The organism is Bacillus sp. BML-BC051 (genome assembly GCF_019656175.1).
Taxonomy (GTDB): Bacteria; Bacillota; Bacilli; order Bacillales; family Bacillaceae_G; genus Bacillus_A; species Bacillus_A mobilis.
The window spans coordinates 1-12,574 of the sequence record NZ_BPLI01000004.1 but is presented as its reverse complement, the minus strand read 5'-3'; the positions used below and the strand labels follow the sequence as shown (position 1 = coordinate 12,574).

Sequence of the window (12,574 nt, the reverse complement as noted above, 5' to 3'; positions counted from 1 at the left end):
GAAGGTGAGAGAATGAGTAAATTAGTTGTTATTGGAGGCGGACCTGCTGGGTATGTAGCAGCAATTACCGCGGCTCAAAATGGGAAAGATGTCATTCTAATTGATGAAGCAAATCTTGGCGGGACTTGTTTAAATGTTGGTTGCATGCCTACAAAATCTTTGTTAGAAAGTGCAGAAGTGCATGACATTGTGAGAAAAGCGAACTATTATGGAATTGCTCTTAACGAAGGAAGTATTTTAGTTGATTGGAAGCAAATACAGGTGCGGAAATCACAAATCGTAACGCAACTCGTGCAAGGAATTCAATATTTAATGAAGAAAAATAAAATACAAGTTATACAAGGTAAAGCGAGATTTGAAACGGATCACCGAGTGAGAGTTGCACATGGTGATAAAGAAACCGCAGTAGATGGAGAGCAATTCATTATAGCCGCAGGTTCAGAACCAACTGAATTACCTTTTGCTCCATTTGATGGGAAGTGGATTTTAAATAGTAGCCATGCAATGTCCCTAGAAAATATACCGAAATCATTACTAATCGTTGGAGGTGGTGTAATAGGGTGCGAGTTTGCAAGTATTTATAGTCGTCTTGGAACAAAAGTTACGATTGTTGAAATGGCACCGCAATTATTACCTGGTGAAGATGAAGATATCGCACATATTTTAAGAGAGAAACTAGAAAATGATGGTGTAGAAATATTTATAGAAGCAGCTTTAAAAGGATTAAATAATTATAAGAAGCAAGCTTCATTTGAATATGAAGGAAATATCCAAGAAGCCAATCCGGAATATGTACTTGTTTCTGTCGGCCGAAAACCACGTGTACAAGGACTAGATTTAGAAAAAGCAGGCATTCAATTTTCAAATAAAGGGGTTGCTGTGAATGAACATATGCAAACAAATGTATCACATATTTACGCAGCAGGTGATGTGATTGGTGGAATCCAGCTTGCTCACGTTGCTTTCCATGAAGGAACGACAGCAGCATTACATGCGAGTGGAGAAGATGTGAAAGTTAACTATCATGCAGTACCTCGATGTATATACACATCCCCAGAAATCGCAAGTGTAGGTTTAAATGAAAAAGATGCAAGAGAGCAGTACGGTGACATACAAATTGGTGAATTTCCTTTTACAGCGAACGGAAAAGCGCTTATTATTGGAGAACAAACGGGGAAAGTAAAAGTTATTGTGGAACCTAAATATCAAGAAATTATAGGGATTTCAATTATCGGTCCTCGTGCAACCGAACTGATCGGACAAGGAACCGTAATGCTTCATACAGAAGTTACCGCTGATATAATGAGAGATTATATTGCAGCGCATCCAACTTTATCTGAAGCGATTCATGAAGCATTATTGCAAGCGATAGGACATGCTGTACATGCTTAAATGAAAATATAATAAACCACTATTCTCTAAATGAATAAGAGAATAGTGGTTTGGATTTTTACAGAAAAAATTGAATATCCTATTATTTTTTTACGTCAATCGCTGAAGTAATATCGTTCCAATCAGCAGCTAAATTAGCAGTTTTACCGTACCAATCAGCATGTTTAAATACAACACCTTTTCCATATCCCTGTGTGGAAGTATGCTCCCAAAGTGTCGTTGAATAACTTGCTGAAGGCGATGCTGTACTTACAGAAGAAATTCTGTCATTCCAGCTAGAAGGCAAGTTTTTAAAACCGCTGCTCCAGTAAATATATTGGCCACCTTTATCTTTATGTTCATAAAAATCAGTACTACCAGCACCGCTACCTAAAGGATTAATTTTATTTTTAAGTGCTTTTTTATCCTTTTCAATATAAGCATCTAATGTTTCACGGCTAGTAAAACCATAAGCTAGCCAATCTCCATTTTCATTTTGCTCAGGTAATACCATAGTAATTTGGATGTCTTTTTTCTCCTGATCACTTAATTTTGCAAAGGAAGTAACATTCTGTTCATCAACTTTTAAATAATCAAATGATTTAATTACATTACTTTTTTCTTCAGCACTTGCTACTCCTAGTCCGCCAGTTAATGCAAATCCCGCTACTAATGTCCCTGCTACTAATTTCTTCAACATATAACCATCCCTTTTTGTTTAGATTTTTGTACAGGTGAATCTTTGTACTAGTAAAATGTATTCTAATTATTGATTGTTGTAAATATTCTGAAGTTTTAGAAATAAAAGGCGGAATATTTACAGTTTTGCATTTATTCTTTAGAAAAAATAGTTATTGGAATGATATAATAAATAGATATATCGCTTTTGTTGGATGTTAAAATGTTTTAGGAGGAAAGCCATTGAAGTATTTCAATAAAGATTGGTATAAAGAAATGCAAGTATCTGGATTTTTAATTTTCCCAGAAACAGTAGAAGAATGGGAAGAGATGTTGCGAGAGAGCGAAAAAATAGGAATGGATTATAAGCAAAGTTTAAGAGAAGACGTGGAAGAAAAGAAAGAAGATTTATTAAAGTTTCTACCTAAGTCATTACATCCATACATTCATGACAATACAATTAATTCAGAATATCCATCGAAACAATTAAAGAAACTTATGCTTGAATGGAGAGTAGATTATGAGAAAAGAATGAATGATTTAGAACAAGCCTGTATAGATACTTATAATAGTATAAAAGAAAAGCTCTCGCAGAATGTCGTTCAACTACATGATTACTCACTACATGACAGTGTAGTCAAATCAGTAGAGAAAAAATCAAAAGATACGCTAATTATTACTTTAGATTGCAGTGGTACTTTCAGTGAATTTGATAGACTGCAAGTAACTTTTACAGGTGTAACGAAATGTTCAATTTCGGAAGATTTTGAAGGTGCTTGGTGGTTATGTCATGAAATAGATCTTACTAATGAAGGGTTCGAATTGGGTGTTTTATTTGATTGCCCATTTGAAGAAGTGACAATTTGTGCAAAAGACGTATTGCTTGAGTTAGGTAACTAGTAAACTTTATCACTTTACAAACAAAAAAACAGTCTTATAAGACTGTTTTTTATTTAGATGCTAAATTATCAAGTTTCCAATATGTATCTGTTAACGGCGCAGCTTTGCTATCTATGTATAAATACATATTATTTAAATCTTTTGGTGAAGTTTTCATATTAAATTGAATGTCGCTAGTTAAAGAAAACTCAGATGGAACCTTTTTAGCATTTTCATTTTGTATAACTGCACCTTCGTATTTTTCACCCGTTTTTTCATCTTTTATGAAATATTTTATTTCTGAAAGATCTATCGTTTGTCCGTCAACACGAGCGTTATTTATAGTAACGCGAGCTGTGAGACGCCACTCTTTGTCTATTTTTTCGAATTTAGCATTTTCAACAGTTGCTCTATAGTATTCATTTTTATATATTTCCCCATAGTGCATTGCATTCTTTTCAAGAGCGCTCTTTTCTTGTTTCGGTGCAGTATTCCCATTACATCCTGCCATTAGTCCTGTAAATAATAATGCTGTACAAGTTACTTTAATTATAGATTTCATAATAATTCCTTTCTGTGTTAAAAAGTAAAACATAGGAATAATTTTACATAAATAGGAAGTTAAATGGAAGTATGTTTGTGGAATATGCAAATATGCATTTGTTTCGTTCTGAAGTTAACGGAATAGAAAGAGGGAAAAGCTGAATAAAACGGAGTGAATAAGAATTGAAAATATTGTAAAACGGAAGAGACATGCATATAATTAAAATAAGGATGAGATTTCAGAATCTTCAATAACGGCGGTGGGTACATGTTTACTGAAGAGCGTAGAGAGAAAATTCTAGAGTTACTTAAGAAAAACGGAAGGGTAATTGCTAAAGATCTTGCGGAAAGTTTCGATATGTCTATTGATTCTATAAGAAGAGATTTGTCTATTATGGAGAAGGATGGCTTGTTAAAAAGAACACATGGAGGTGCAGTTGAACTTACGCGAGTGAGGAACTTAGCCGCCAAACCATCGAAATGTTATCGTGATAGTTCACTAAATGCAGAAGCGATTGCGAAAGTTGCTGCATCATACATACAAGAAGGAGATTCCGTTTTTATTGGCGGGGCATCTATTCATAATACGATGTTAAAGTATTTACCTGAAACATCATTTACAGTGATTACGAATTCTTTAGAGATTGCTAGTAAGTTACGGGAGTATAAGAATGTAGAAACGTATTTAATTGGTGGAAAAGTGAAACCATCAGGAAATATGACAGATACACTTGCCTCTGAAATGATAAGTAGATTATCTATTGATCTGTATTTCTCTACAGGTGGCGGCATTTCATTAAATGGTATAAGTACTGCAACGCCTGAAGTTGCTTATTTTGGAAAAACCGTAAGTAAAATTGCTAGAAGAAATATTTGTTTAGCTCCTCATAATAAACTCGGAATAGACTGCTTTATAAAAGGAGAGTCACTAATAGAAATCGAACTTATTATAACAGATGAAGAAGCTAGTAAAGAAACGATTCAACAACTTCAGGAACAAGGTAAAGAAATTGTAATAGCGTCAATAGATCCCATTTAAAAGGAGTTTAAAATGATTATAAAAGAACAAGAGTTTCATATAAATGGATTAATTTATACAGTTCGTTCTGCAGTTGAAACGGATGCAGAGCAGTTATCGAAAATTAGAGTTCAGATCGATGGTGAAACTGAAAATATGGATAGAGAAGCTGGGGAGGGATTTATAGATAAGTTAGGTTTTCAAAAAATAATAAAAACAGATAGTGAAAGGATAAAGAATCTCTTTTTAGTTGCAGAAGTGGACAACCGAATCGTAGGATTTTCAAGATGTGAAGGATCAAACTTGAAGAGATTAAAACATAAAGTAGAATTTGGTGTTTGTATTTTAAGAGAGTTTTGGGGATATAGAATCGGTAAGAGTTTACTGCAACAATCTATTCAGTGGGCTGATGAAAATGAGATTAAAAAGATATCATTACAAGTATTAGAGACAAACGAGAAAGCCATTCAACTTTATAAAAAATTAGGTTTTGAAGTAGAAGGTATTTTGAAACATGATAAAAGGCTGTCGGATGGGAAGTATTATAATACGGTTGTAATGGGAAGATTCATAAAAGAGGTGTAGTGGAATGTTTTACAGAAGAAAGTACTATTTAGTAAAGAATGAATTTGTAGAAATATTTAACGAGCATTTTACTAACACGAACTTACCCAATCAATTAAAGCATGGTTCCAGGCTAATAGGACGCTGGATGAAAGATAATAATGATGGTACAACTGAAATATTCGCCATATGGGAATACGATAGTTATATACAGTATAAAGAAATTGAATCGAAAATCAGAAGCGACGAGGGGCATGTGAAAAGAATATATGATTGGTATGAAAAGCATGGCGGAAGAGAATATGTTTTACAGAAGTACATACTAGAGTTAAAAAATGAAGAGTTAGTCTGTACAGTAAGGTGATAGAGGAGGGAGTAATAATGAGAATTAAAACAAAATTATATTTTAGTTTAGCATCTACCATTTTATTTGCAATAGCGGTCATTGTTTTCTTTATAAATGATACTCCACAAAAGTGGTTTTGGTTATGTATTTTCTTTGCGTCCATTATACAAAATATGGTTTTACTAAAAAAGAATAAAGAAGTGCATTAAGATATTCAAATTATTAACATATTTGTGTCGTCTTTCTAGTTTTATTGAAAACGCTTTTATTCAGTTTTATAATAAAAGTATGTTTTTAATAATCTCCAAAATAATGAATAGGGAGATGATACAATGTTAGCTTCACCGTTTTACTTACATACATGGAAAAAGTTTATTAATGAAGGGGTCCTTGATTCGAACCGTATGAACGAAAGAATTTCAGAGTCATGGCATCGATGTAAACAAGCAAATGTGAATCCTCACATGAATAAAGGTCAGAAAATTTTGTCTTCTAATGTTTTTCAAGATCAAAAGAAAAAGAGTGAAATCTTCCTTGATATAGCAATACCTCAAATACAAAATATGAGAAAAACCATTGATGAACTGCAAATGATGGCATTATTAATCGATCCAGACGGTTACGTTCTATCGCTAAGTGGAAATAAACAAACGTTAAAACGAGCGAAACATATTAACTTCATTGAAGGTGTGAAATGGACGGAAGCAGCTGTTGGTACAAATGCGATAGGAACCGCGTTACAGATTGAAGAGGCTATTATGATAAGTGGTACAGAGCATTATTCTGTCGCATCTCATAGCTGGAGTTGTGCGGCCGCTCCCATTCATAATGATGATGGGAAATTAATTGGAGTTCTAGATTTCTCCTGTCCAATTGAATTTTCCCATCCATATATGCTTGGAATGGTAACCTCGATTGCACATGCGATTGAACGTGAATGTAGTATTCGAGTGCATCAAAATGAACTGCATTTAATCCATCGTTTTTTAGATGTAATTGACAGTGATGAACAAGTTGTCATTTGTAATCATCGTGATGTTATCGTTTCTGCGAGCAAGAGTGTTCGGGAACGAGTTTCTAATTGGTCACGAATGAAACTTGAAGATTTAATGCAAAATGGGTTGAAATCTAAATTAGAAGTACCAGTATATAGTAATGATAGAATGATCGGGAAATGTATTTATGTAAAGGAAAATAAACAAGGAAATGTATTTTCAACTTCCCCATTTATAAACGGAATTACTTTCCCTGGAGTTATTGGGACAAGCAATGCATTTCAACATACTTTAGAAGAAATTAAGCTTGTATCTCCAACTGATGCTAGTGTATATGTTTGTGGTGAAACAGGTGTAGGCAAAGAATATGTAGCGAGGTCGATTCATGAAAATAGCCCAAGAAAAAATGGTCCTTTTATAGCTGTTAACTGCGGTTCATTGCCGAAAGAATTAATGGAAAGTGAATTATTCGGTTATGCTGAAGGCGCGTTTACAGGTGCGCGGCGCCAAGGATATAAAGGGAAATTCGAACAAGCAGACGGAGGGACAATATTTTTAGATGAAATTGGTGAAGTACCACCAGAGATGCAAGTAGCATTATTGCGTGTTTTACAAGAACGAACAGTAACCCCAATTGGTAGTTCAAAAGAGGTACCGGTAAATATTCGTATTATTACTGCGACACATAAAGATTTACTGAGATTAGTAGAAGAAGGGAAATTCCGTCAAGATTTATATTATCGTTTACATGTGTATCCGCTATATGTTCCATCGTTAATAGAAAGAAAAGAGGATATTCCGTACTTCATACAACATTTTTGCGAACGAAAGAATTGGAATGTTGTATTCCCAAAAAGTATTTGTAATCAATTTTCACAACATGTATGGCCCGGAAATATTCGAGAGTTATTAAATGTATTAGAACGTATTTACATTTTGTCGCAAGGTCGGAAAATATGCAAAAAACAAATCTCTTTTTTATTACAAACCATGATGGGAAATCAACATCAACTTGCATTGCAAGCAGAAAATAAAACGGAACTTACATTAAATTTCCGTGAAAAAATACAGCGTGATAGCATGATTGAAGCGCTAGAAAAGACGAATGGAAATGTTTCGTTAGCTGCAAAACTTTTAGATGTACCCCGAAGTACATTTTATAAACGAATGCAAAAATATAAGTTATAAAGTAGATTTTTGTAATCTACTTTTTCTTTGTGGGCTCATGTTCTGTCGGAATGTGCGCTTACCGGGGAAATAATAGAATAGTTAGAAATTAATTTCCGGGAGGGGGACTTATGTGAAGTATATTGAAATTGGCATCGGAAATAGGTGGTTCGTTCGAACAGAAACTGAAAATACAGATGGAACTGAATTTGAAGAACGTGGAATTATAAAACCAATTTACTTTGAGTCTTTATATGTACGAATTTGGTTTCGGAAAACGTGTTTAATTTTTGATACGAAAGAAGGATTTAAGAAAGTAAGCAAAAGTAGAGATGATTATAAGTTTATTGTTGGAATTGTAAGTAGGTTAAAGCAATAGAATTAAATAGGGGGTGTTTTTATAATTAGAATTACGACATTCATAATCGCTATTATTGTAATGGGCTATTCTATTTACAGTTTGAATGATGATTCGAAGCAAAGTATGCTTATTTTGCAATTATTATTAGGTTTTATGCTTGCTGGTATGGGGATACAAAACATTAAGAAAGATGAAAAAGAGAATAAGAATATGGGACTGTTGCTTTTACTTACATCGCTAATTTGTATCATTGTATTGGTAATAAAATATTTAAAATAACCTGTTACTTAATATGTTGAGTAACAGGTTATTTTTTTGAAGTTTGCTCATTAAAAATTTTAATAGCTGTTTGATACATCTTTCTATCAATACAAAATCTTTCTGTCATCCAATAAGCGAGTTCAGAAGAGGTAAGGTTATGTTCTCTTTTCTTACCTTGGAAATATCGTTTTAAAACATTATCATTAAATGATAGAAATTCGTTTACTAGTTTTTCTGACAACATATTTTTTTCCTTTCTATATAGAAGTTAGCATTAAAAATATTATACAATTAATATCAGAAAATACAGTTATTTATTAATGGAGTGTGAGAGATTTATATGTCTATGTCGCTATATTATAAAAAAATCCGGGAGAAATTAGGCCATGAACTAATTTTTGTGCCGAGTGTAGCTGCTGTTATAAAAAATAGGCAAGGAGATATTTTGTTTCAATATCCTGGCGGGGAATACTGGAGTTTGCCAGCTGGAGCAATTGAACTTGGAGAAACTCCAGAAGAAGCAATAGTTCGGGAAGTTTGGGAAGAAACAGGATTGAAAGTGCAAGTGAAAAAACAAAAAGGAGTATTTGGAGGTGAAGAGTATCGTCATACATATCCGAATGGTGATGAAGTAGAATATATTGTTGTTGTGTTTGAGTGTGAAGTTACTAGTGGCGAGCTAAAATCAATAGATAGTGAATCTTTAAAACTACAATATTTCTCTTTATCTGAAAAGCCACCTTTAGCGTTACCATACCCAGATAAAATATTTTTATAGATGTAAAATAGCACACCTTATTTATTGAAGGTGTGCTATTTATATAACCCCGTCGTATACATTTCCGTCAATGTATGTACTATCTCTTCTAACTCTAATTTTTTATCATTTTTCACAATCGTCCAAAGAAACATCTCATTCATCGCGAACCAAGCACGGGCTACAATTTCTTTATTTAATTCAGTCTGTGCTAATTCACTTTCTTGAGAGTACGTAATATCCTGCGTAATATTGTTTATAAAGCGTTCCTGTATCTCGTCCCATTTTTGACGTATCTCTTTTGATAATCCGATTGCTTCTTGTACAACTTGCAATATAGCTCGTTCTTTCTCTGCTAATTGTAGAAATGCTCTAACTTGATTTTGAATCATGCTACGTGCTTCTTCTTTTGTTTGAGGCGAAAAGGAGCGCTCAGCAATATCATAAAATTGATTCATAACATCTTCCATTAAAACAATGAGGAGATCATCTTTATTTTTAAAGTATACATATGCGGTGCCATAACCAGTTTCTGCATGTTTAATAATTTGTGTAATTGTCGTTTTTTGAAATCCGTTATGTATAAAAATCGTGTAACCAGCGTGTAATAGTTTCTTCTTTGTTTCTAAGGAGCGGTGTTTTCTTGATGAAAGAGTAGTGTTTTTCAAAGAATCACCTCTTTATACTGAAATGTCTGAAAATATAACTGTATTGTAAAAGAAATGCATATATAAAGTCAACTGACATAATATCATTGACGTTATATCAACTAAGGTGATATATTTCAATTAGTTAGAATAAAAAGAAAATTAAAAGAAGGTGACACCATGTATAAAGAACCATTTCAATCAACTTATGAATATGCGCTTGAATGTGATAAACATGATGAACTGAAAGATTTTCAAACTGAATTCTATAAAAAAGAAGGAACAATATATTTAGATGGAAACTCATTAGGACTACTTTCAAAAAGAGCAGAAAAATCGTTACTTACGTTACTCGATTCATGGAAGGAGCATGGTATTGACGGTTGGACAGAGGGTGAGCATCCGTGGTTTTTCCTTTCGGAGAAATTAGGTGAATTGACAGCACCTCTTATTGGAGCTTTACCGGAAGAAACAATTGTAACCGGTTCCACGACGACAAATATACACCAAGTAATTGCGACATTTTATGAGCCAAAAGGAATACGTACAAAAATTCTTGCTGATGAATTAACTTTTCCATCAGATATATATGCACTTCAAAGTCAAATTCGTTTAAAAGGATTAGATCCAGATGAGCATTTAGTTCGAGTGAAAAGCCGAGATGGAAGAACACTTTCTGAAGATGATATTATTCAAGCGATGACAGATGATATCGCGTTAATTTTATTGCCTTCTGTACTATATAGAAGCGGACAAATTCTTGATATGAAACGTTTAACAGCGGAAGCGCATAAGCGTGGTATTCATATCGGATTCGATTTATGTCATTCAGTCGGTTCTATTCCGCATCATTTCAAAGAATGGGATGTTGATTTCGCTATTTGGTGTAATTATAAATATTTAAATGCAGGACCTGGTGGTGTTGCGGGGCTTTATGTAAATAAAAAGCATTTTAATAGACTTCCAGGATTATCAGGTTGGTTTAGTTCTAGAAAAGATAAGCAGTTTGATATGGAACATACATTAACAGCTGCTGATCATGCAGGTGCTTATCAAATTGGTACACCGCACGTATTAAGTACTGCACCGTTAATCGGTTCTCTTGAAATCTTTAAAGATGCTGGAATAGAACGTTTACGTGAAAAATCGCTACATATAACAAGATACATGCTTAATTTAATTGATCATGAATTAAAAGACTTTGGATTTACAATCGGCAATCCATTAGAGGATGAAAAACGAGGCGGCCACATTTATTTAGAGCATGCTGAAGCAGCACGCATTTGTAAAGCGCTAAAAGCAAATGGGGTTATTCCTGATTTTCGTGCACCTAATGGAGTAAGACTTGCGCCGGTTGCTTTATATAACACATACGAAGAAGTGTGGCATTCTGTTCAAATTTTAAAGAAAATCATGAAAGATGAAGAATATAAGCAGTTTGAAAATAAGCGAGAGGTTGTGGCATAGGCATGAAAACTTCAGAGTGGATTGATATTTCACAACCGCTAAATAACGATATTGCCACTTGGCCAGGAGATACACCGTTCTTGTATGAAGTTTCATGGTCAAAAGAAGAGAGTGGGTCAGTAAATGTCGGAAAGTTAACGATGAGTATTCATACAGGTACTCATATTGACGCACCGTTTCATTTTGATAATGATGGAAAGAAAGTAATAGATTTAGATGTTCAAGTTTATGTCGGTCCAGCGCGCATCATAGATGTTTCTAATCTTGAAAGCATTGGGAAAAAGGAATTAGACAGCTTTCATTTAGAAGGCGTAGAAAGATTGTTGTTACGCACATCTTCACATGGTAAAGCGAATGAATTCCCAGATGTAATCCCGCATTTACGTGCAGATATAGCACCGTTTCTTTCAGAGAAAGGTATCCGTTTAATCGGGGTAGATGTACCTTCAGTAGATCCATTAGATGATAAAGAATTAGCAGCGCATCATCAATTGTTTAAACATGGCATACACATTTTAGAAAATGTCGTACTAGATCATGTAGCAGACGGTGATTATGAATTAATCGCATTACCACTTGCCTTAACAGATGCAGATGGAAGTCCAGTTCGAGCAGTTATTAGACCAATATAAGTAGAAATATATAAAAGGGGCGTTTAGCTAATATGAAAGAAAACGAAAAGGTAATTATGGAAAAAGGAATTCATACGGACTTTAAAGAGAATATGACGTACGGGGAATATTTACAATTGGATAGTTTACTATCTTCTCAAAAGAGATTATCAGATCATCATGATGAAATGTTATTCATCGTGATTCACCAAGCAAGCGAGCTTTGGATGAAATTAATTTTACATGAGTTAAATGCAGCAATCGAATCTATTAAAAATGATAAATTACAACCAGCTTTTAAAATGTTAGCACGTGTATCAAAAATTCAGTCGCAAATTATTCAATCTTGGGATATCCTTGCGACATTAACACCATCAGAGTACATTGAATTCCGTGACTCACTCGGTCAAGCTTCAGGGTTTCAATCGTATCAATATCGTATGATTGAGTATGCACTTGGCTATAAAACACCGCACGCATTAAAAATTTATGAAAAGGATCCAGAATTACACGCTCGACTTCATACAGCGCTACATGCAACAAGTTTGTATGATGTGGCAATTCAAGCTCTTGTAAAAGAAGGATTCCCAATCCATAAAGATGTGTTAAACCGTGATATTACGCAGCCTTATGAAGAAGATGCAACAGTAGAAGCAGCTTGGATTGAAGTGTATGCGGATGTGAAAAAACATTGGGATTTATATCAACTCGCTGAAAAATTAATCGATATTGAAGATTGGTTACAACAATGGCGTTTCCGTCATATGAAAACGGTAGAACGCATTATCGGACATAAAATGGGAACAGGCGGCTCTTCTGGTGTATCTTATTTAAAACGAGTACTTGATCAACGTTTCTTCCCAGAGCTTTGGAATGTTCGTACAAAATTATAAAAAAGAAACCTGTCAG

At 34.0% G+C, this 12,574-nt stretch carries 17 protein-coding genes; 13 read left to right on the top strand and 4 right to left on the bottom strand.

The features are described from left to right. Nucleotides 1-12 precede the first annotated feature (12 nt). Nucleotides 13-1,392 (top strand): dihydrolipoyl dehydrogenase, encoded by a 1,380-nt coding sequence (gene lpdA, locus K5S59_RS01145; protein ID WP_098259210.1) that lies wholly within the window; start codon nucleotides 13-15, stop codon nucleotides 1,390-1,392. A gap of 82 nt (nucleotides 1,393-1,474) precedes the next feature. Here the strand turns inward: lpdA and K5S59_RS01140 are convergent, their stop codons facing one another. Then, nucleotides 1,475-2,071: a hypothetical protein gene (locus K5S59_RS01140; protein ID WP_000914461.1), complete on the bottom strand. Its 597-nt coding sequence runs from the start codon at nucleotides 2,069-2,071 to the stop codon at nucleotides 1,475-1,477. Nucleotides 2,072-2,292: 221 nt separating this feature from the next. On the opposite strand from K5S59_RS01140, the gene K5S59_RS01135 reads away from it, so the two are divergent. Further along, on the top strand, nucleotides 2,293-2,949 hold the full coding sequence (locus K5S59_RS01135) for a DUF4085 family protein (RefSeq protein ID WP_000873320.1): 657 nt from the start codon (nucleotides 2,293-2,295) through the stop codon (nucleotides 2,947-2,949). 49 nt (nucleotides 2,950-2,998) lie between these two features. Here K5S59_RS01135 and K5S59_RS01130 read toward each other — a convergent pair whose 3' ends face one another. Next, nucleotides 2,999-3,490 carry a hypothetical protein gene (locus K5S59_RS01130; protein ID WP_098259208.1) on the bottom strand — a complete coding sequence of 164 codons (492 nt, stop codon included), beginning with the start codon at nucleotides 3,488-3,490 and terminating at the stop codon, nucleotides 2,999-3,001. Nucleotides 3,491-3,739: 249 nt separating this feature from the next. On the opposite strand from K5S59_RS01130, the gene K5S59_RS01125 reads away from it, so the two are divergent. The 7 genes from K5S59_RS01125 (at nucleotide 3,740) to K5S59_RS01095 (ending at nucleotide 8,201) form a co-directional block, all read left to right on the top strand. Then, a complete protein-coding gene (locus K5S59_RS01125) occupies nucleotides 3,740-4,510 on the top strand; it encodes a DeoR/GlpR family DNA-binding transcription regulator (RefSeq protein WP_120450307.1) in 771 nt (256 codons plus the stop codon). Nucleotides 4,511-4,522: 12 nt separating this feature from the next. Next, a complete protein-coding gene (locus K5S59_RS01120) occupies nucleotides 4,523-5,074 on the top strand; it encodes a GNAT family N-acetyltransferase (RefSeq protein ID WP_000584317.1) in 552 nt (183 codons plus the stop codon). A gap of 4 nt (nucleotides 5,075-5,078) precedes the next feature. Beyond that, nucleotides 5,079-5,417: an NIPSNAP family protein gene (locus K5S59_RS01115; RefSeq protein WP_087956144.1), complete on the top strand. Its 339-nt coding sequence runs from the start codon at nucleotides 5,079-5,081 to the stop codon at nucleotides 5,415-5,417. 17 nt (nucleotides 5,418-5,434) lie between these two features. Continuing rightward, the gene (locus K5S59_RS01110) at nucleotides 5,435-5,608 is read left to right on the top strand and encodes a hypothetical protein (protein ID WP_001220797.1); all 174 of its coding nucleotides are present in this window, start codon (nucleotides 5,435-5,437) and stop codon (nucleotides 5,606-5,608) included. Nucleotides 5,609-5,731: 123 nt separating this feature from the next. Continuing rightward, nucleotides 5,732-7,582 carry a sigma-54-dependent Fis family transcriptional regulator gene (locus K5S59_RS01105; protein WP_120450305.1) on the top strand — a complete coding sequence of 617 codons (1,851 nt, stop codon included), beginning with the start codon at nucleotides 5,732-5,734 and terminating at the stop codon, nucleotides 7,580-7,582. Between the two features lie 112 nt (nucleotides 7,583-7,694). Then, complete coding sequence (locus K5S59_RS01100; protein WP_000873855.1) at nucleotides 7,695-7,940, top strand: DUF3977 family protein; 246 nt, start codon at nucleotides 7,695-7,697, stop codon at nucleotides 7,938-7,940. A gap of 21 nt (nucleotides 7,941-7,961) precedes the next feature. After that, entirely contained in the window at nucleotides 7,962-8,201 is a 240-nt protein-coding gene (locus K5S59_RS01095) for a DUF3953 domain-containing protein (RefSeq protein WP_033656070.1), read from the top strand. 28 nt (nucleotides 8,202-8,229) lie between these two features. On the opposite strand, the gene K5S59_RS01090 is transcribed toward K5S59_RS01095, so the two are convergent. Then, complete coding sequence (locus K5S59_RS01090; protein ID WP_000947693.1) at nucleotides 8,230-8,427, bottom strand: hypothetical protein; 198 nt, start codon at nucleotides 8,425-8,427, stop codon at nucleotides 8,230-8,232. 96 nt (nucleotides 8,428-8,523) lie between these two features. Here K5S59_RS01090 and K5S59_RS01085 point away from each other — a divergent pair, with 96 nt between their 5' ends. Beyond that, nucleotides 8,524-8,961 carry an NUDIX hydrolase gene (locus K5S59_RS01085; protein WP_033656069.1) on the top strand — a complete coding sequence of 146 codons (438 nt, stop codon included), beginning with the start codon at nucleotides 8,524-8,526 and terminating at the stop codon, nucleotides 8,959-8,961. 35 nt (nucleotides 8,962-8,996) lie between these two features. On the opposite strand, the gene K5S59_RS01080 is transcribed toward K5S59_RS01085, so the two are convergent. Continuing rightward, complete coding sequence (locus K5S59_RS01080; RefSeq protein ID WP_000799593.1) at nucleotides 8,997-9,608, bottom strand: TetR/AcrR family transcriptional regulator; 612 nt, start codon at nucleotides 9,606-9,608, stop codon at nucleotides 8,997-8,999. 159 nt (nucleotides 9,609-9,767) lie between these two features. Here K5S59_RS01080 and kynU point away from each other — a divergent pair, with 159 nt between their 5' ends. Genes kynU through kynA form a run of 3 tightly spaced genes read left to right on the top strand, consistent with a single transcriptional unit; the run spans nucleotide 9,768 to nucleotide 12,558 of the window. Continuing rightward, nucleotides 9,768-11,054 (top strand): kynureninase, encoded by a 1,287-nt coding sequence (gene kynU, locus K5S59_RS01075; protein ID WP_120450302.1) that lies wholly within the window; start codon nucleotides 9,768-9,770, stop codon nucleotides 11,052-11,054. A gap of 2 nt (nucleotides 11,055-11,056) precedes the next feature. Next, on the top strand, nucleotides 11,057-11,686 hold the full coding sequence (gene kynB / locus K5S59_RS01070; RefSeq protein WP_000858047.1) for an arylformamidase: 630 nt from the start codon (nucleotides 11,057-11,059) through the stop codon (nucleotides 11,684-11,686). 32 nt (nucleotides 11,687-11,718) lie between these two features. Continuing rightward, nucleotides 11,719-12,558, top strand: coding sequence for a tryptophan 2,3-dioxygenase (gene kynA, locus K5S59_RS01065; RefSeq protein WP_120450300.1), 840 nt, complete (start codon nucleotides 11,719-11,721; stop codon nucleotides 12,556-12,558). Nucleotides 12,559-12,574 lie beyond the last annotated feature (16 nt).

Bases quoted from the DNA above. Each gene is read 5' to 3' on its own strand.
- K5S59_RS01105 (WP_120450305.1), top strand. From the start codon at position 5,732: ATGTTAGCTTCACCGTTTTACTTACATACATGGAAAAAGTTTATTAAT.
- K5S59_RS01120 (WP_000584317.1), top strand. From the start codon at position 4,523: ATGATTATAAAAGAACAAGAGTTTCATATAAATGGATTAATTTATACA.
- kynB (WP_000858047.1), top strand. From the start codon at position 11,057: ATGAAAACTTCAGAGTGGATTGATATTTCACAACCGCTAAATAACGAT.
- K5S59_RS01115 (WP_087956144.1), top strand. From the start codon at position 5,079: ATGTTTTACAGAAGAAAGTACTATTTAGTAAAGAATGAATTTGTAGAA.
- K5S59_RS01140 (WP_000914461.1), bottom strand. From the start codon at position 2,071: ATGTTGAAGAAATTAGTAGCAGGGACATTAGTAGCGGGATTTGCATTA.
- lpdA (WP_098259210.1), top strand. From the start codon at position 13: ATGAGTAAATTAGTTGTTATTGGAGGCGGACCTGCTGGGTATGTAGCA.
- kynU (WP_120450302.1), top strand. From the start codon at position 9,768: ATGTATAAAGAACCATTTCAATCAACTTATGAATATGCGCTTGAATGT.
- K5S59_RS01110 (WP_001220797.1), top strand. From the start codon at position 5,435: ATGAGAATTAAAACAAAATTATATTTTAGTTTAGCATCTACCATTTTA.
- K5S59_RS01090 (WP_000947693.1), bottom strand. From the start codon at position 8,427: ATGTTGTCAGAAAAACTAGTAAACGAATTTCTATCATTTAATGATAAT.
- kynA (WP_120450300.1), top strand. From the start codon at position 11,719: ATGAAAGAAAACGAAAAGGTAATTATGGAAAAAGGAATTCATACGGAC.
- K5S59_RS01125 (WP_120450307.1), top strand. From the start codon at position 3,740: ATGTTTACTGAAGAGCGTAGAGAGAAAATTCTAGAGTTACTTAAGAAA.
- K5S59_RS01085 (WP_033656069.1), top strand. From the start codon at position 8,524: ATGTCTATGTCGCTATATTATAAAAAAATCCGGGAGAAATTAGGCCAT.
- K5S59_RS01130 (WP_098259208.1), bottom strand. From the start codon at position 3,490: ATGAAATCTATAATTAAAGTAACTTGTACAGCATTATTATTTACAGGA.